At 41.8% G+C, this 20,434-nt stretch carries 11 protein-coding genes; 1 reads left to right on the top strand and 10 read right to left on the bottom strand.

The window, feature by feature from the left end:
- Positions 1–607: 607 nt before the first annotated feature.
- The 3 genes from rpsO to B7717_RS02950 all read right to left on the bottom strand — a co-directional run bounded on the left by rpsO (position 608) and on the right by B7717_RS02950 (position 4,424).
- Positions 608–877, bottom strand: a complete 270-nt coding sequence (rpsO, locus tag B7717_RS02960) for a 30S ribosomal protein S15 (RefSeq protein WP_001018251.1) — start codon at positions 875–877, stop codon at positions 608–610.
- Positions 878–1,021: 144 nt separating this feature from the next.
- Positions 1,022–3,727 (bottom strand): FtsX-like permease family protein, encoded by a 2,706-nt coding sequence (locus B7717_RS02955; RefSeq protein WP_193432026.1) that lies wholly within the window; start codon positions 3,725–3,727, stop codon positions 1,022–1,024.
- A complete protein-coding gene (locus B7717_RS02950; RefSeq protein ID WP_042902698.1) occupies positions 3,723–4,424 on the bottom strand; it encodes an ABC transporter ATP-binding protein in 702 nt (233 codons plus the stop codon). Before B7717_RS02950 ends, B7717_RS02955 begins: the two co-directional genes overlap by 5 nt.
- Before the next feature lie 141 nt (positions 4,425–4,565).
- Here B7717_RS02950 and B7717_RS02945 point away from each other — a divergent pair, with 141 nt between their 5' ends.
- Positions 4,566–5,138, top strand: coding sequence for a TetR/AcrR family transcriptional regulator (locus B7717_RS02945; protein ID WP_042902697.1), 573 nt, complete (start codon positions 4,566–4,568; stop codon positions 5,136–5,138).
- A gap of 122 nt (positions 5,139–5,260) precedes the next feature.
- Here the strand turns inward: B7717_RS02945 and B7717_RS02940 are convergent, their stop codons facing one another.
- From B7717_RS02940 to B7717_RS02910, 7 genes are all read right to left on the bottom strand, one after another.
- Positions 5,261–5,953 carry a phosphoglycerate mutase gene (locus tag B7717_RS02940; RefSeq protein WP_000240130.1) on the bottom strand — a complete coding sequence of 231 codons (693 nt, stop codon included), beginning with the start codon at positions 5,951–5,953 and terminating at the stop codon, positions 5,261–5,263.
- A 163-nt stretch (positions 5,954–6,116) separates the two neighbouring features.
- The gene (locus tag B7717_RS02935) at positions 6,117–6,371 is read right to left on the bottom strand and encodes a hypothetical protein (protein WP_009013681.1); all 255 of its coding nucleotides are present in this window, start codon (positions 6,369–6,371) and stop codon (positions 6,117–6,119) included.
- A 23-nt stretch (positions 6,372–6,394) separates the two neighbouring features.
- A complete protein-coding gene (locus B7717_RS02930; protein WP_008281298.1) occupies positions 6,395–6,598 on the bottom strand; it encodes a hypothetical protein in 204 nt (67 codons plus the stop codon).
- A 135-nt stretch (positions 6,599–6,733) separates the two neighbouring features.
- Positions 6,734–7,114, bottom strand: a complete 381-nt coding sequence (locus B7717_RS02925; RefSeq protein WP_000439021.1) for a hypothetical protein — start codon at positions 7,112–7,114, stop codon at positions 6,734–6,736.
- Positions 7,115–7,265: 151 nt separating this feature from the next.
- Positions 7,266–12,773, bottom strand: a complete 5,508-nt coding sequence (locus tag B7717_RS02920; protein WP_084944151.1) for a ZmpA/ZmpB/ZmpC family metallo-endopeptidase — start codon at positions 12,771–12,773, stop codon at positions 7,266–7,268.
- Positions 12,774–13,006: 233 nt separating this feature from the next.
- Entirely contained in the window at positions 13,007–13,387 is a 381-nt protein-coding gene (locus tag B7717_RS02915; protein ID WP_000849881.1) for a hypothetical protein, read from the bottom strand.
- A gap of 229 nt (positions 13,388–13,616) precedes the next feature.
- A complete protein-coding gene (locus B7717_RS02910; protein ID WP_084944150.1) occupies positions 13,617–20,348 on the bottom strand; it encodes a ZmpA/ZmpB/ZmpC family metallo-endopeptidase in 6,732 nt (2,243 codons plus the stop codon).
- Positions 20,349–20,434 lie beyond the last annotated feature (86 nt).

The raw sequence follows: 20,434 nt of genomic DNA, 5'->3' as shown, positions 1-20,434 counted from the left end.
TTTAGAAAATTCTCATGAAAAGTATACCATATTTCTATTAGATGAACAAGGATGTAAATATATATAGAAAAAGCCATCTGAAGTCAGAGAGCTGATTTGAGCTCGGGCTAAAACGTTTATAGACTAGGCGACAAGCCGAAGATTGTACTATAAAACTAGTGAAAATAAAAAATCTCCCCGAAGAGAGATGATCTGGTTTATTTTAGCTTACAGTGCTAGGAACCGTAACCGAAGATAATACTTGAGTATATCGAGGTAAGGTGACAACATAAAAAGCCCTCTGAATATCAGAGAGCTGATTTGAGCTCGGGCTAAAATCCTAGTGAAAAAGATGAAACTCCTTGTGTTCATCGAACACTGTGTCGTTTCCCTATTTTCATATGGATTTTTGGCGCCCTTAGCATCATAATTCTTGCTGGATAAAACGTTTATAGACTAGGCGACAAGCCGAAGATTGTACTACAAAACTAGTGAAAATAAAAAAATCTCCCCGAAGGGAGATGATCTGGTTTATTTTACCTTACAGTGCTAGGAACCGTAACCGAAGATTATACTTGAGTATATCGAGGTAAGGTGACAACGCAATGTAAGTGGAAAATAAAGCAGATTAACGACGAAGTCCTAGAGAGTTAATCAACTCACGGTAACGGTTAACGTCGTTTTTACGCAAGTATGCAAGCAAGTTACGACGGCGACCGATTTTCTTCATCAATCCACGGTAAGTAGCGTGGTCTTTTTTGTGTTGTTTGATGTGTTCGTTAAGGTGGTTGATTTCCCAAGTAAGGACAGCAACTTGAACCTCTACTGAACCTGTATCACCTTCGTGACGTGCATATTGTGCGATGATTTCATTTTTTTTCTCTTTTGAGATTGCCATGATTTTTCTCCTTTTTATTTGGCTTCATCCGAGTGACAGGTTGGCATGCCTGTAACCAAGAAGAAGTTATTTGTCTTTACGACAGTTCTTATTCTACCAAGAAGCAGAGACTTTGTCAACTGATTTACTGTTTAAACCCGTGAATTACTCTACTGATTTCAGGGCTTCAAGCATATCTACTTTTCTCAAGTGGTGATTGACAAATAGGCCTAATAAGGCTAAGATTACAGTCACTGCGACGATTGGAAGCGCATAGACTTCCCAGCTGACTTGTGGATAAAAAAGTATGGGGGCAGGTGAAATCATTTGTATCAAAAATTGATGTAAATAGTAGCCAGCTACCAAACCTAGAACAATCCCCACAAGGGACAGCACCATAGTCTCGCGGTAGATATAGAGGGTCACTTCTTTATTGTGGAAACCGAGAACCTTAATAGTGGAAAGTTCGCGGATACGTTCTGCCACATTGATATTCGTGAGATTGTAAAGAATGACAATGGCTAGTAAGACGGAAACAAGGACAAGGATTGCCATGGTTTTATTGAGAGAATTGGCTACAGATTCAAAGAGGTGGATAGCCGTTGCATTTTGGACGACCCCAGAAACAGTAGCTTTTTCCATGAAAATAGCCGCTTCTTTCTCCGTATTGGAAGGTGTTGGGTCTTTTAATTTTACTAGGTAGGTATTGTCTTGCGGACTGGGTCCATAGACTTGTTCGTAAGTCGCTCGTTTGAGATAAACAAAGTGTCCAACGTAGTTTTCAGAAATAGCCGCGACCTTGATTTCCTTCCCATCAAGCTCTAGCTCATCTCCAACCGTAACACCTGCTAGTTGGGCTAATTTTTGACTCACGACCGCTCCATCGGTGACCTGCACCTCTCGCCCATTTTCCTCTAATATGATAAAAGGCTTAAAGTCTTCTCCACTAGTAACCATCATAGTGATGGTTTGAAGTCCTGCTTTTCCTTTGAAATCTTTTTCAATGGATTTAGAGTAAATCTTTTGATAAGCATAGATAGATTCAGCCTGCAAGGCGGTTTCTAAATCTGCTTTTTCTTGCTCACTCGCACTGCTCTTTTCCGCTACAATCATCTGGTATTGCTGGATTTGTTCAAATTGGCGCTCGACAACTCCTCCCACAGATGACTGAATGCCAAGACCTGCAAATAGGAGAGCAACTGAACCTGCAACTCCAAAAATGGTCATCAACATCCGTTGCTTATAACGAAAGATATTTCTTGCCGTAACCTTATGAGTAAAACTCAAACGACTCCAAATAAAGCTCAGGCGTTCCAGCAAAATCTTTGATCCCTTAACGGGAGGTTTGGGAAGTAAGAGTTGGGCTGCTTCATCGTGTAATTCCCTCCGCGCTACCAGATAAGCCGGCAAAACGCTGGATACCCAACTTAAAGCTAGGGCAAGGAGACTATAAGACCAATAGAAATACTCGTGACTTTTTCCAACAACCATCCCAGCTGTTATAACATCTGAAATCACCCCTGCAAGAAGATAATGTCCAAGAAGTGTTCCTATAAGGGTTCCCACAGTTCCTGCAAGAAAACCATAGAGGACAAACTTGGCAACAATATCTCGGTTGCGGTAACCCAAGGCCTTGAAAATGCCTGCATTGGTGCGTTCTTCATCTACAAAGCGAGTCATCGTTGTAAAGGTCACCATTGCAGCGACCATATATAGCACCACGGGGAAAATATTTCCGATAGAACGAATACTTGTTGATAAATTGCTGTACATGCGGTAGCCTTGACCACCTGGCATGGTTTGGCGATTGTATACGTGGTATTTCGGCTCTGCCAGTTCATCAAGGTCTTTCTGACGCTGTTCAAGCTTCTCTTTTTCCTTGGTTAGATCACTCTCTGTCTGAGCCAGTTTTTCTTTTTTAGTCGCCAGTTCTTCCTTAGCTTTTGTCAGATGTCCCTCGATTTGACTCTTTTGCGGTTCTGGTAAAGCGGTCGCTTGTTCTTCTTGCGTTTTCAAGCGACTTTCAGTCTGCTCTAACTGACTCTTACCATTTTCAAGGTTGCTTTCAGCAGTTTGGAGCTGTTCTTTCCCATCTTTCAGGCTCTTTTGCCCATTTGTTTTAATACTTGCCAATCTTTTTTGACCATTATCAGCAAGTAAGTCTTGCAACTCTTCCTGATGTTGGGCTCGTTTGGTCTTATAGTCTGATGAAAAAGTATCCAGATTTTTTAAATCGTCATAGCGCACACGCGCAATACTATAAACATCTGAGTCAAACTGACTGGGTAAAATTACTCCATAGCCAGTCAGGTTGCCATTTCCACTACTAGCACTTCCTAAATCTTCTTTAGAAAGAATCTCACCCGACTGAACAAATCCAGTAATTGTAAAAGTTTGGGATTTTACGATGGACTTTTCTTCTTTCTTAGTAAAGGTAATGGTCTGCCCAATCTGATAGCGGTCTCTCCAGAAATCAGCTAAGGCAATTTCCTCATCAGCTTCTGGCAGTCGCCCTTCTGTCACTTGAAAGGTTGAAATGCTCTCTGGTTTGGAATAAAGTCGAACTGCTTCCTCACCATTTTCAACGGTTAGGTCTGCCATATAGCCAAACTCAACACTTGCTCCTTGAAGGGTCTTTAGTTCGTCCTGATCTTCTTTGTCCAAGCCATAATCAGCTATCACTGCCAGATCCAAAGCATTGGCTTTACGGAGATAATCCCCTGCCGTGCGTTCCAAGTTTGGGCTAGTCACTTTGAGTCCTACTAGGGCTAAAGAACCCAGCATCATCAAGGTCAAGATAGAAACAAAGCGTCCCTTTGAAGTCGTCACTGACTGAAATAGGTCTTTCCGATATGTTTTTTTCATGCTAATACTCCAATATATCGATATCCTGTGGATTCTCATTAATCGTCACACTCTTAACCGTGGCATCACGCATATGAATCACGCGATCTGCAATAGGGGCTAGCGCGCCATTGTGGGTCACGATAATCACCGTCGTTCCTTTTTGACGAGACATGTCTTGGAGAATTTTCAAGACTTGTTTCCCTGTCTGGTAATCCAAGGCACCTGTCGGTTCATCACAAAGGAGAATTTTAGGATTCTTAGCTACAGCGCGTGCAATGGAGACTCGCTGTTGCTCCCCTCCAGAAAGCTGGGCTGGAAAGTTATTGAGGCGATGACCTAGCCCTACATCTGTCAAAACCTGCTCTGGATCCAAGGCATCTGTCACGATTTCTGAGGCCAATTCCACATTTTCCTTGGCTGTCAGATTGGAGACCAGATTGTAAAATTGAAAAACAAAGCCTACATCTTCACGACGATAGTTTGTTCGTTGGTGCGAACTATAGTTGGCAATATTGGCACCATCAATCCAAATCTCTCCCTCATCATTGGTATCCATACCTCCTAGGAGATTGAGAACCGTTGATTTTCCAGCACCAGAAGCACCAAGGATAATGACCAGCTCCCCCTTTTCAATTTCAAAATTCACATCACGATTAGCCACAATCTCCGTATCCCCAACCTGATAACGCTTGTAGTTGTGTTTCATTTCAATATAAGCCATATCGTTTTTCTCCTTTTCAAAGCTCGTTTTCTTAAATCAACAAGATGTTGATTCTAAATCACAAATATTATATAATGGGCTAAGTCAAAAAGCAATAATCAAAAATCAACAAAGTGTTGATTTAAGAAGAAGGAAGACAAAATGGTTCAGAAACGAAAAACTACTACTAAGGAAGATATCAAAGAAGCTTTGATTCAGCTGCTATCAGAGGATAAATTTGAAAATATATCAATTAGTAAGCTCTGTAAACGGGCAGGAATTAATAGGGGAACTTTCTATCTACACTATGAAGACAAATATCAAATGATTGACAGTTTTAAAAGTGAAATTATTTCCCAGCTCTACATTTTTTTAGAAAAAGAAAGAGAATCGCCTAGAAAGTTTATGTTAGCCAACTTCTATATATTACGTTCGAACGAACGCCTTATTAACGCCTTGTCCCAAAGTCATTACATAGACTTTCGTGGTGCAATTCGTGAATTTCTAAGTAGCATTATTCTAACTGAAAATCAAAAAGAAAAGACTCGTCATTTCTTATCTGAAAACTTCCAAATTCCTCACAAATACGCTTTGGAAATCTTCTTATCAAGTATTGAAGGAATTATTTCTCTTTGGATTGCTGGGGGAGCTCAAGAAGAACCGGAAGAAATCACGGATATAATCTTATCAACCTATAACTACGAACACTGGAGCTACGAATCAAAAGAAGATTAATTCATCCACCCCACTACAGTATAAACTGCTTCCTCTCATTTTATACTTTTTCAATTAGCTAAATTGCCTTTTTTAACTTAGATACAAAAAAGCCTAGGAATCCTAGGCTTTCTGTTTATAAATTATTTTCCAAGGTAGTATTCAGAAACTACGTTCAATTTTTCGTCAAATTCGAATACCAATGGTGGGAAGTTAGGGATTTCCACGTCCATGATTTCGTCGTCTGACAAGCGTTTGATGTGTTTTACAAGGGCACGGATTGAGTTACCGTGAGCTCCTACGAATACGTTTTTACCATCTTTAAGTGCTGGAGCGATTTTGTCTTCCCAGAATGGAAGGGCACGTTCCAAAGTCACTTTCAAGTTTTCAGCATCTGGGATAACTGAGTCGTCAAGTGAAGCGTAACGACGGTCAGTGTGTGCTGAATGCTCATCATCACGATCCATGTTTGGAGGCAATACATCGTATGAACGACGCCAGATGTGAACTTGCTCATCACCAAATTGTTCCGCAGCTTCAGCTTTGTTTTTACCAGTCAAACCACCGTAGTGACGTTCGTTCAAACGCCATGATTTTTCAACTGGAACCCACAATTGGTCAGAAGCTTCAAGAGCCAAGTTTGTTGTTTTGATTGCACGTTTCAATACTGAAGTGTAAGCTTGGTCAAATTCGATACCAGCTTCTTTGATCAATTTACCAGCGTCAATCGCTTGTTGTGTACCTTTTTCAGACAAATCAACATCAGCCCAACCAGTGAAAAGGTTAGCTTTGTTCCATTCAGACTCACCGTGGCGAGCAAAAACCAATTTTACCATTAGATGGATTCTCCTTTTATTTTTCGAGGTTTCCCTCGTTTATCTATTCTATTTTACACAATTTTTCACAAAAAAGCTAGTTAAAATCAACTAAAAAGAGAGAACGGTGTCCTCTCATCTAGATATTATTAATTCGCGATATTCAATCAAGAAACGATTGCAATTATTTGTTATTTAAAGCATCAATTAAACGATCAGTATTCTTAGTTACATTAGTATCATTGTAACGATTATGAATTAGACCTTCAATTGTTTCTTTGCAATTTTCAAGATTAGCTTTTTCAAATACTACCACACTGACAACATGTGTTCCACCAGAAGCAAGATGCAAAACTAGTAGAGTTTGAAAAGCACTTAGCACTGTTAATACACCATAAGCCGCTAATATCAATCCCCCAATAAATGAATTTTGCATCATTGAAAGGCCAATAAGAGCGAAAATTATACCCAAGCAAATGTTTTGAAATCAAGACGAAATGAACTATCTACACTTGCAACATGATCAACAGGAATTGTTTTATTTTGAGAACCTAGTGGAATAACTTTTAAAATAGTAGGGTTAGAAGTTTTTATAAAGACTCCCTCTAAAGTAATGGAAGCTTTTAAATAGAATGTTAAATACGATGTAATGAAAGATTGTTTCATAATATTCTCTTTTTATTTTTTCAAGTTGTATTACATCATGTTTTCTTATAAAAAAGCATTTTGCTAACATATTCTTTTGCCAGATAATTCTTTAAATAAAAAAACAACCCTCAAACGGATTGTTTCACTAGACTATCAGACAAGGCCACGGACTTCTTTCAAAAATTTAGAAAAAGAAACAGCGCCTTTAATGATTAGAAATCCTCCTATCCACTCGGTCGCTGAAAGAAAGCCCAGCACGCCACCAATGATAAATAAAATAGAAGGTAGCTTTCGAAGTTGTTGATCTTCTTCGAAATAGATTAACATAAAGGTCCCTAATGCAATCATCAAAATCTTAAAAAATGTCAGGAGCAAGGAAAAGGTTACCGTGACGACCAGCACCTTTGAAGGATCTTTATAGATGATGGCACCAGTATAGGATAGCAAAAATCGTAGGACAGGTCCCAAAAGCAAGGTTATGCCTGCCACCATGCCCAGTCTCCAATTGAGTCGAACCAATCTATCTCTCTCCATAAAAACCTCCTTCTCTCGTAGCTATCATTCTACCATATTTGCTCCAGAAACAAAAGACCTTCTCCGTCACAAACAAATCGCCTACCTGCTTTCAGACATCCGAACATAAAAAGAGAAGATCTGTCGATCCTCCCTTTTCATTTTCCAACCCTTATTTCTTAAAAATAGAGGTTCTGAAGTCGTTTGTTTGGTCAAGATAAGCTTTAAAGATTGCTCTCTTCAACTTATGAACGGCACTATCATACTCTGGATTATAGTTGCTCCAACGAGGACTTACAGCATCCTTGAGAACAGCTTGATCCATGAGGGCTTGCAATTCACTCACTTGATTGATGGTCTTGGTCCCATAGCTTGGCCATGGTTTTGTCGGATCTTTAAAGGTCACTTGTTTCAAGTTTTTAAACTGATCCACACGTTCTTTATACATGGCTTTCTTGAAATCTGCCCAAGATGCATACTTGCCTTCAAATACCTTGTCCAATACAAGTTTATCGGTCACCAATCCTCGTTCTTTACCATAGAGATTGATAGTTTTACCTTTTTGTTTGGCAATTTCTTCGTATTGGTTGGAGATATAAGGTACCATTCCATCCTTAAAGCCTTTGGCAGCCAAAAGTTCGTAAGCGATCCGACGTCCCATAAGGTCCCCTGGCGTGCCTTTCTCACTGCTGAGAGCTGAAAAGATTGGGGCAAAGAGTTTAATGGTATAGTAGCCATTTCGTTCATAGTCGCCAGATTGGTACTCACGAGCTGATAAGATGTTGTGGTCAATCAAACTATCAAAACTATTCAGGTTTCGAGCCTCTGCTTCTGTCAATTCTTTGACTACGTTAGTGGCGTAAACCTCATTTCCATCTGCTGGATCTTTCACATACTTGTTCTCAATCTTTCTGAGAGCCGCCATTTTCTGGTAAACATTTAGTTTGTTAACGATTGATTGCCCTTCGAGATATTCCAGCATGTAGATAAGGTCAAACATATTGTGAACATAGTTCTGAAGATCTGTAGCGTTTTGGAATCTCTCTGTCGGATCCAAGACTTGCAGACGGGAGTCCTCTGTACTATCTGATTTTGAGTGTTTCAAGATGGAGTTAATGGTAATGGTTGCGTCACTTGGTTGGTCAGGGGCTTGCAATAAGCCTTTTGCAAAGAACTCTGGTCCCAAGCCACTTCTTCGACCATAGCCGCCAAGGTAAATATCCTGATCCGAATCATGGGTCATCTCATGGGTATATGTAATGGCTCCATCCTTGTCCAGCATACGGTAAGACATATAGTAGACGCCATCCCCTGTAGCGTAAGCTCCATGCTGGTTGTGTACTACCTTATTGCCAACTGGTCCAAAGAAGTTCTTCATGGCAGGATTGGAACTATCAAACTTAGCCTCCACTGTAGCTTTTCCAGATGTTGTGTCATCCCCAAACTTATAGGCATCATAAAGGAGAATCGTACGATAGAGTTTTTCACGTGATTGTTCATCTAAAATGCGATACCAATAATCGTAGTGATCTCGCTGGCGTTTGGCTGTTTCACGCGCATTTTCTTCAACAAAGTCATTGAGAGCCTTGCCCGCTTTATGGTCACTATTTCGGTAGCGATCATAGGCTCCAAATCCTAGACTAGACATGGTCGAGATGACAAATACTGATTTCTCTGGCAAGGTTAGGAGAGGCAAAACCATATTGCGGTATTTCCATGTGGCACTCGTGATGCGATCATAAACACCGATAGAATACTTGGTGCCAGCAAGTCCTTGCTTCGCTTTCACCTCTTCGATAGTGGATTTTTCTTCGACAATGTAAGCCTTAGTCTCTGATTTAAACCAGTCATTGTTACTTGTATTTGGTAAAAAGACTTTTCGGTAATGTTCTAGAGTGCTAAATAAATCTGTCGTTCCACGATGGCTAGCTAGACTAATAGAATAAGTATCAACGTTGTTCTTAGCTAGAAGGTTGTTAAAGCCAGATTTACCCAACTCGATCAGAGTATCTAGTGGTGAAGCATTTCCCTTACCAAAGAAGTCCAGATGGTACAGAACCAGGTCTTTGACGTTTACCTGACCATAGCTGAAGTTATACCACCGTTCCAGATACGTCAAACCAAGTAGCAAGGCTTCCTTGTTGCGTTTGATTTTATCTACAAGATAGCCCTTGGTAACTGGGTTGTCACCAGCAAGTCCAGCATCTGCTGACAAGAGTTTCTTCAAACTGTCTTCCAGATGTTGTTTTGTTTTGGCAAACTGGTCTTCTAGATAGAGCTCAGTCTGCTTAACGTTTGGAGAAATACCGAGCGTCTTTCTGATGGCTTCTGAATGATAGTCCACCTTTTGTAAGTCAGGTAAGACTTGCTTGATGATAGAAGATTGGTCATACAAGAATTGGTTTGGCGTATAGAGAAGACCCGTATTTCCTAGACTATATTCCGCTAATTTGGCAAAATCAGCCTGGTACTTGAGATCGATCTTCTCAGATGAATGGTCCTTGTAGTGAAGCAAGAGTTTGTTTGCAGTCTCTTTGTTAGAAACAATGTCTGTGATGACTTGGTCATCCTTCATCATGACTGCTGACAAGAGTTCTTTTTGATATAAACTACTGCTTTCTTTTACTAGATTTCCATATTTGACGATGGTTGCCTTGTTGTAGAAAGGTAGCAATTTTTCAATGTTTTTATAAGCCAAGGCGCGCTTAGCTTGATAATGGGCCACCTTAGAAAAATCACTGTCCTTCTTGCCACTTGTTGAGAGGGGCTCCACTGTTGGTAGAGTGAGAGGATTGATGGCTACTTTTTTGCTTTCGATTTGGGAAGCATCTAGCATTGTCCCTCTTTCTTCAAAGGATTCCTTGCTGACGACCTCATCCTTGACCATAGTGACATTGTAGACTCTGTTCGCCTTGCTGCTGAATGTGTCCTTCACCTTCATTCCATTATAGTGGTAACCGGTAATGGCATTTCCGTTGGTTACATTGACATCACTGAGAACATTGGTCAATCTTCCAGCATGCTGTTCCTCATTAGTTTTTCGATCCCACAAATAGCCTGCTACTCCCGCGACTCTACCAAAGTGCTTGGCATTGTTAATATCGCCTTCAGCATAGCTATCTTGGATTTGTGCATCCTGATCTACTAGACCTGCAAGACCAGCCACTGTCTGATCTGAACTATTTGTGTTGGATGAAATGGCTACTGTCGCTTTTGACTTAGTAAGTAAAGCCTTGTCACCTGTCAAATGACCGACCAGACCACCGATATTATAGGCAGCAGTCGTCTCATACGTGTTGATAATTCTTCCCTTGAAACTGCTCTCTGTGATGCTTGATTGCTCAGCCTTTGCCAGCAAACCACCGATACCACGTTCACCGGCGAGAACACCATCAACGTGAACTTGCTGAATCTTTGTGCCATTCTGAGCTTCATAGGACAATGCACCGATATCATCTTTCCCTGAAATGGAGACATTTTTCAGACTCAATTTTTCTACTGTGGCACTACTCAAAGTTTCAAACAGTGGTTTTTTCAAGTTGTAAATAGCATACTGCTTGCCATCTTTTTCACCGATCAACTGACCAGTAAAGGTACCCTTGATGTAGGATTTAGCTTCAGGCTCTAACTCCACTTCGTTGGCATTCAAACTAGCTGCTAAATGATAGGTTCCAGAGAGATTCTGGTTGATAGCTTTGACTAGGTTGCTAAAGGAAGTAAAGGTTGTCGTTTCCTCTCTAGCCTTCTTAGCTAGGTAGAAGGTGAAATTATCAACATATTTATTTTCTAGCTCTTGCTGGAGTTTCTCAGCCTTGGCTGTGATTTTATAAACTGGCTGCCCATTTTTTATTTCTGCCGTTATTGAAGCGACTGGTAAATAGACATCTTTAAATGACGAGGATTTAACCTTGACAAAGTAAGTGTCTGGATTACTTGGGACACCGTCTAAAGAAACGTGTTGTTTGTAAGTACCATTGGTCTGACTATACAACTCCAGATCCGAAACATTTCTTAGCTCAAGCGTCTTCTCTGGGTCTTTTTCTTTTGGTTTTTCTGTCGGAGTTTCCGGTTTTACTTGCTCGGTATTGCCAGTATATTCTGGAAGAGGAGCGACTTGTTCCGGTTCAACGATGGCTCCTGCTTGCTCACCTTTATATTCTGGTAAGGAAGATTGAGTCTCAGGTTCCACTATCGCACCTGATTGAGTATCTGTATATTCTGGTTTTTCAGCTATCTCAGGGTCAACAATCGCTCCTGCTTGAGTTCCTGTATATTCTGGTGTTGGTGGCACCTGTTCAGGCTCTACGATTGCTCCTGACTGCTCGCCTGTATAGGCTGGTTTGTCAGTCGTTTCTGGTTCCACCAAAGCCCAAGACTGGACACCCCCAACCTCTGGCTCAACTTGTTCTGGCTCGACGATAGCACCAGCTTGGGTTCCCTGATACTCAGGTAGCGGAGCGACTTGTTCGGGTTCAACAACTGCTCCAGCTTGGGTGCCTGTATATTCTGGTTTTTCAGCTGTCTCTGGGGCTACAACCGCTCCCGCTTGCTCGCCTGTATATTCTGGTAATGGAGCCTGAGTCTCAGGCTCTCCTTTTCTTGCAGACTGAGGTGCTTCACTTGCAGCTACTGCCTTCTTAGTCCCTTTCTCTACTATACGTGGCAAGGCTTCTTCTACCTTAGTTGAGAGAACTTCCCTAGAAATTTCTTGGTTTTCAACCGTGAAAATGCGAACAAGTTCAATCTTCTTCCCAGCACGACCTTCTTGTTTGACATGGATGGTTCCCTCTGCTAGATCTGGATTTTCCTGCACCACTTCTGAAACATCTAGTTTGGTTACAATCTCTTGGTCTTTGTATAAGAGCTCTGGTTTGTTCACGCGACCAGCCAAGACTTCGTCTTGAGGATCTACACTAGCAATACCAGACGGCTTTTTATTAGATAAATCTTGAGAAGGGATTGTCTTGTCTGCAGGGCTTGTTGAAGACGGAGCTTTCTGCTCATCTCCTGCCTTTTGTCCACCTTCGTTGGCTTGGAAATGAGGTTGAACTGTATAGTCAAGTTTCTGATCCCTAGCAGCAGTTTCTTGCTGATTAATCTCTTTGTCTTGCTTAATATAGCCTAGATAAGTATAACCTGATAAGGCACGTGGCAAAGGCAGACTATCTCCTTGGGATAATTGGTATTCCTGATTGTACTGGAGCAAAAGTTGATTTTCAATAGCCTGAACTGAAGAAGCCAAACCACTGCCCATCCCTGTTACCAAAATCACATTCAAGAGGGCTTTCTTTTTGCCTTTCTTTTTCGATACGACAAAAATAAGAAGGCCAATTGAAGCTAGGGCTCCACCAGTTAAAACACTAGTAAGGCTATTCTGCCCACCTGTATTGGGCAACTGACCTAGTTGGGCTTTCTCATCCATACGGTAGACTAGATAATAGGTGCTCTCACTATCTTCCGCAATCTTCGGAATATCCTTGACAATCAAGTCCTTCTCTTGCCCACTCAGCTCCGTATCCGTCACATATTTGTAGTGAACAGCTACATTTTCTTGAGCAAATACGGTTCCACTACTCGCAATGGACACAAAAAATAGGCTTGAAATCGAAGCTGACACAAGTCCAATTGCTAATTTTCGTAAGGAGAAACGATGCTGCTTCTCTCCAAAAAACTTTTTCATTTTAAATCCTCTCAACTTTTACCTTCTATCAAGAAAATAACTAGCATTATATTTTGATATAGGTATTTCACATCCACCATTATACTATAAAAATACTTCCTTGTCTCCAATAAATGCTTTAGATTTCACGAATGTCAAAGCTTATTTATCTTGTAAAATTTATCCGTCGTTGATGACAAAAAAAGAAGGCTAAGCGCCTTCTCTTATTTGAAAATATTCCTAACAAAAAGTCATTATTCTTGAATCTCGAACTTTTTCAAAAGTCCAAAATAGAGGGATCCACCAATGATTGTCAGAATTCCTCCTACCCAGCCCAAGAATGGGATCAATCCAACAGAACCACCCACGATAAACAAAACAGACGGTGCAGGGGTCACACGCTCATCGTCCTTGTAATAGACAATAGACACAATTCCTAAAACCAAGACAGCAATTTTTACCAATGCCAAAATGATTGAAAAAATCGTCAATATACCAACTGTTGCATCAGAGTCCTCCGTCGCTGCAGCAGCCCCGACAGCTATCATAAACATAACAAGAGGTGCCAACAGCAAGACGATACCTGAAATAAGACCAAAAATCGCATTTACGCGAGCAAGTGCTTTTGTTTTCATCCGAATCTCCTTAAAAAAATTTTACAACTATCATTTTATCATATTTTCATGAAAAACAAAAGAAATTTCGAAACGAGTATACTAGATGATGAATGTTTTCCAATTTCTCTCCAGATATTTAGAGTAAGAAATATGTCCTGTATCAATTTATTTGTAAATTCATTCGTTTTTGTACTAAGCAAGCCATTCACCTAAAAAAGAAGATCACTTGGATCTTCTTTTTTCGTGTCTATCTTTCAAAGATGGACTGTCTGAAGTCGTCTGTGGCACGTAGATAAGCGTTGAAAATACGATACTTGAGTTGGGCGACACTGCTCTTAGAGCTGTCTGATAAGGCACGATCAATGTTCTTAGCTGAGGCATCCGCTAGTACTGCTAAGTACATATAATCTTGTAATTCCTCATAAGAAGAAATCGTAATTTGTCGTTTGCTATCTAGTTTTCCTGCTTCAAACTCGATAGTGATAGGGCGAAGGAAGTTTTGAGCCTTGTTGTATCGCTCATTCAACATGGCTTTCTTCAAATCCTTCCATGATTCATACTGGCTACCATAGAGATTTTTGAAAACCAAATCATCTCCAACTACTCCGACATCTCCTCTGTTCCAGATTGAGTAGGTCTTATGACCTTCTTTAAGCGCTTGGCCAGCGTATTGGCCAGATACATATGGGACAAATCCTTGTTGGTAACCCTTGTCTCCGAGCAATTCATAAGCTCTACGGCGGAACATAAGTCCCCCAGGTGCACCAGTTGGATTGTCCAGAGCTGCATAGAAGGAAGCAAACATATTGATGACATAGTAGCCATTTCGTCCAAAGTTAGCTCTATCCCAACCATCGCGACGACCAATGATATTATGATCAACCAAATCATCAACAGATTTTAGTTTGGCTGCTTCTTCGGCAGTTATAGGGACAATTCGATCATCAGCGTGAGCTTGTTTACCATAAGAAGTTTTTTCAAAGTTATAATTTTCAGCCTTACGGTACCATTTCATTTTCTGTTGATCAGTTAGAACTCCAGTAACAATATCCCCTTCTACATAATCCAGAAGGTTCAGTACGTCAAAAACTCCATGCATGTAGTCGCGAAGAGCATCTGCTGAGGAGAATCGAGCAACAGGATCATAGGTATGGTAACGTGTGGTCGAATCTTTATCTCCTTGATAGAAGCTATTAAGTACGAGACCTTTTTCGCTAACATTGGTTACAGACTCTAACATCCCTGTAGCAAAACTCTCAGGTCCTTCACCCTCACGACGACCATGTCCTTCAAAATAGATAGAACCATCCGAGTTGTGGGTCATTTCATGGGTATAGACCATGGTTCCAGAAGCTCCCAGCATCTGGTCATAGACATAGAAGACTTCATAACCATTTGCAAAGGCTCCTAGTCCATTGTCTCCGTGATACTTGCCAGCAGGGCCAAAGAAATTATACATAGCAACAGAGGTCTTATCATTACGAGGAGCCCAATATTGCTGGCCTTTATCATTATAAAGAAAGAAACCGTCTGTAACGATCACCCGTCTGAATAGAGTGTCTTTCCTGTTTGGACTTAAAATGTTGTACCACATGTCATAGTGGTTTCGTTGCCATTCAGCTGATTGATCCACAAGTTTTTCAACGTGTCGATGGAGTTCCTCGCCTGAGAGAACTCTACCACCTTCTTTCCTGTAGCCTCCAAAGCTACCAAAGGCAATAGTCGACATATTGCTGATGATATAGACATCTCTTTCAGGTAAGGTCAGAAGTTGGAGGACCATTTGCTTGAAGCCCCAATCTCCCTGAGTCAGTCTGTCGTAGACCTTGATTGTATACTTACTCTTACGATCTGCATTGTCTTGCTTAGCCTGAATTTCTGGCAGACTTGAACGAGCTTCTACGATATAAGCCTTAGTATTTTCCTTGAACCACTCACTGTTGGTTTTATTTGGCAAGAAGAGTTCACGCAGACTTTCTAAGTAAGCAAAGAGGTCTCCTTTGCCTTTTTCCTTGGCTAGGGATTGTCGGTAAGCATTGAAGTTGTTTTGCGCTCGAAGATTGCCCATTCCAGAGTTCCCGAGAGCGATGATAGTATCCAGTGTCGAAGCTGCTTGATTGCCAAAGAAATCAAACTTATAGGCACTAAGATCTTTGGTATTGAACGTTCCATAGTTGACATTGTACCATCGGTTGAGATAGGTCAGACCAAGCATGAAGGCCTCTTTGTTCTGCAGAATTTTTTGGCTAATCGCATCCGCTACGGCAGGGCCTAGGGTGTTGATCGACTTGTCAACTGAAAGTACCTTGAGGAGCTCCTGACCTAGTTCAGCTTTGATTTGTTCAAAGGCTTTTTCCAGATAAAGATCATCTAAGGAAGCTGTTTCACCAATCCCTAATACTTTACGCACTGCAGCCGAGTCATAGGTCACAGATTTGAGTTCATCCAAGACACTCTCTTTAATAGACTGGTAGTCAGATAGGAAGACTTCTGGCGTATAGAGCAAATTCTTATCAGCGATGCTATATTCAGCAATCTGGCCATTGGCAAAATCACCCTTGTAGGTCAGATCAAGATAAGCGATCGTCTTATCTGCATAATGCAGCATCAGTCTATTGATTTCACCCTTATGACTGTTGATATCCGTTATCAGTGTCTCATCTTTCATCGGAACCACATCTAACAGGGCTACTTTGTTGAGTTTATCATCTTCAGCTAATTGGTTAGCTGTATGAACGATAAAGTCTTTGTTGTAGAATGGTAATAGTTTTTCTACATTTTCGTAGGCTTGCTTTCTGGACTCCTGAGCTCCCCTCACTCGACTATAGTCTGTCTGATGCTGGTAAGTTTGCTGCAATGGCTCCTGGTCCGTCAAGTTCGAAGTGATTCCAAAAGACTGACGTTTGGCTTGCGCATCGGCATCTGAAATAGAACGGACAAAACGCTCATCTTTTCGATTTGCTGTAGTCCCTTCAAGAACATAAGAGTCCCGAACAGAAGCCTCAGGATAGGGATCTCCTGTCATGGCATGACCATTTTGAACCTTGACACCTGTCAAGACATTTCGGACCTGTCCATTGTTCCAAGTAGACCCGATCGCTCCACCGACTTGGCCAGAATGACCTCCATTTTGGATAGAACCGCTCACATAAGAAGTTTCTAATCTAGCTCCATTCTGCAAGCGACCGATCAAGCCTCCAACACGCTGGTCTCCATTTCGACCCGTTACTTGGATAGATACATCCGCTTGACTCTTCTGCGCCAGTGATTGGTTCCCGTGGAAATTACCGACTAGGCCGCCAATATTGTACTCCTGTCCCCCATCTTGGGTGCTGGTGATGGACCCTTTAAAGGCAACATTGGTTAGTTTGGTGTTTTGGGCAACTCCGACTAGGCCACCGATATGCTTGTTACCAGATAGACTACCACTTACAGAAACATCCGTAATCGTTGCATTCTGAGCGTTGCTAGCCAAGACCCCTATAGAATCCTTGCCTGTAACCGCAGCCGATTTCAAGGTCAGTTGCTGGATGGTGGCATTTTTCAAAGTTGCAAAGAGTGGTTTTGCCAAGTTGTAGATGGTATAATCCTTGCCGTCCACTCGACTCGTTAAGCTACCTGAAAATTCTTCTGGTACATAGCTTGTCGCAGACTGTTCCAACTGAATCTCATCCGCTGAAACATCCGCTCCTAGTTTGAAGTTTCCAGTCGGGTTTGACTTCATGGCCTCTATGAGCGCTTTGAAGGACGTATAGACTCCTTCTCGACTAAGAGGCGTTTTCGGAAGATCAAAGGAGTAATCTGAACGATAATGGTCCCCTTCTCCCTCAACGAGCTGATCGGCTGATACTGTTACGGAGTAGGCATTGCCCTTATCTGTAACCTTAGAAACGGGTAAGAGCATATCCTTGAACTTGTCTGACTGAATTCGGACATAGTAGTTATTCAAATCAGATGGTACTTCTGACAAGGATAGGTAACGTCGGTAGTGACTGCCATCTTTACCGTACAGTTCGATACGGTCGATGTCTTTGATTTCAACCTTCTTATAATCTAGCTGAACTGGACGTTGATCCTCTATACTAGTTTGTTCCCCTTGACCCAGGTCATATTTCATGACAGTTTTGAGGGTATAAGGAGTATAGTAGTCCAAGTCATCAAGCGTCAATTTTTGAGCGAGGTCCACAAGATCGACTTCCTTGATTAACGTTTCACCCTTGTATAGCTGCGCTTTGGCTGATTGATAGCTAGCTGTAGCATCCGTCAAGTGATAGCTAAGAGAAACTTGGCGTTTGTCTTCTTCCTTCTCGACACGGACTAGAGAGAGGGTTGGTTTTCTCTTGACACCATCCAGAGCTTGACGAGCGGCCTCGAGATCCGTCCGAACTTGATCGACCAAGGCTTGATTGGCGAAAGGATTGTCCAAAACGAGCTTGGCCTGATCTAGAGCACGACGATAGCGGAGTTTGGCTTGTTCATCAGCATACTGGTAAGCAACTGTAGACTGAGTCACATCCTTCATGTCAAATTCAACTCCAAGAGTTTTCTTATCAACAGGTTGACCGTCTAGGTTTTTCTTAGCAGTTTCAAGAGCCTTTTTCAAAGAATCAACCTGTTCTTGACTAGCATGAGATGCCTCAAAGAGAGCTTGGGCATTTGCGACTGCCTGTTTATAAGACTCCTGATCTGCAGTGGTATCATTGAAATACTGATGCGTTTTCTGGATGCTCTCAGCTTCTTCCACTAATTGGTGTAAGGGTTCGAGGTCGAGGGTTCCTTTTTCTGGTTCCACAGGAGCGTGATCCGCATTTGTAGAAATTGGTTTTGTACCGACTTTGATAATCTGAGGAACTGCTTCTTTTGTGATAGTGTTAGAGATTTCCTCTGTATTTTCGACTTTTCCATCTACTAAATACTGACGAGTCACAATCGTACGCACGCCCTCTTGACCTGCTTGACTAACTTCTCTTTGCCCCAATGGCAGGTCTGCACTTTCCACTTCCTTGGTTGGATAGGGTTCAGCCACTGTTGTGGTAACGTCCTTTTCTTCAACGTTTAAGCTTGGAACTTCATTTACAGGAGCGTCTGTTGGTTTCTCGCTAACAGGAGCTGTTCCGACCGTTACGATCTCTGAAACTGCTGGAGTTGTCACTTCGTTAGAGATTTCCTGGCTTCTCTCTACTTTGCCATCTACTAAATACTGACGAGTCACAATCGTACGGACGCCATCTTGACCAGCTTGGGTTATCTTGGTCTGACCAACTGGCAAGCTATCACTCTCTACTCGTTCTCGAGTGTAGGGTTCTGCTACCGTCGTAGTAACATCTTTTTCTTCAACGTTTAAGCTTGGAACTTCATTTATTGGGGCGTCTGTTGGTTTCTCGCTAACAGGGCCTGTTCCAACTGTTACGATTTCTGAGACCGCTGGAGTCGTCACTTCGTTAGAGAGTTCCTGGCTTCTCTCTACTTTTCCATCTACCATGTACTGACGGGTGACGATTGTACGGACGCCATCTTGACCAGCTTGGGTTATCTTGGTCTGGCCAACTGGTAAGCTATCACTCTCTACTCGTTCTCGAGTGTAGGGTTCTGCTACCGTCGTAGTAACATCCTTTTCCTCAACCTCTAGACTTGGAACTTCATTTACAGGAGCGTCTGTTGGTTTCTCGCTAACAGGGCCTGTTCCAACTGTTACGATTTCTGATACTGCTGGAGTTGTCACTTCGTTAGAGAGTTCCTGGCTTCTCTCTACTTTTCCATTTACCATGTACTGACGGGTGACGATTGTACGCACTCCATCTTGACCAGCTTGAGTTATCTTGATTTGGCCAACTGGCAAGCTATCACTCTCTACTCGTTCTCGAGTGTAGGGTTCAGCCACTGTTGTGGTAACATCTTTTTCTTCAACGTTTAAGCTTGGAACTTCATTTATTGGAGCGTCTGTTGGTTTCTCGCTAACGGACTCCCCTGGGCTTGGTTTTGTAGGAGAAGGGATCTTGCTTCCGACTTTTCTAATCTCAGAAGTCGGCTCAGTCGTTACCTGATTGGAAACCTCCTCTGTATGGATCACCTGACCATTTAAAAAGTAGCTGCGGGTCACGATGGTACGACTACCATTTTTCCCTGCCTGAATCACCTCAGTTTGACCTTGCGGCAAATCATCCGCCTCTACTTCCACCACTTGGAAAGGAATAATCTCTGTACGACTGGTATCTTTACTATCAACCTTTAACTCTGGTTGTTCAAATACAGGAGCATCACTTGGTTTCTGAGAACGATACTCTTCCTGCGCTTGGCTTCCGTTCGAAGTTTGGACTGGAGTATCAATAGGAGCCGAATGATTCAACTCTTTCTTGCCATCAACTGGAGAGTTTACTTCTTTTTGAGATTTCAAATACCCTACATATTGGTAGCCTTCAATCGTAAGTGGGGATTGCAATGTTTCCCCGACCTGTACAGTCAATTCCTGATTATAGTCTGCCAGCATTTGATTTGTCAAAGCCAAGGAAGTTGGCGCAATCAGCTGACTTCCTAGACTGGTCAAAAGCATGAATGAAGCAAGTTTCTTGCGATCATCTCTGCCCAGTTTAATCGCTACGACCAGTAGCACAATGCCTGCCCCTGCTGCAATTGAGCTAATGAGTTGGCTGTGACCAGTTGCAGGCAGCTGTCTCGTCGGACGATAAATCAAATAGTAAGTATCATCTGTTTCCTCAGCAAACTGTGGCAATTCTTTGACTACCAATTGCTTTTCTTGGTCCGTGAGCTCACTTTCTGTCACATACTTATAGTGAATCTGTTTTGTGACGGATGGCGTCTGTTCACTGGCTGCTACACTTGCAAGAGAACCTCCTCCACTAAAAAGGTAGAAAACCCCTACCAAAGCAGAAACTAAACCAACCGAAACTTTTCTCAATGAAAAACGTTGGTGCTTTTCTCCTAAATAACTTCTTTTCATTTCTAATCTTTCCTTCATCATGATTTGAATCCCCTCTATTCTACCGAAATTTACTAGATTATTCAATTTATTTGCTATAAATAATAGCCACAAAAAACTGCTAATCT

This window comes from Streptococcus oralis subsp. oralis (genome assembly GCF_002096495.1).
GTDB lineage: Bacteria > Bacillota > Bacilli > Lactobacillales > Streptococcaceae > Streptococcus > Streptococcus oralis_CU.
This window is presented reverse-complemented; position numbering and strand designations above follow the sequence as displayed.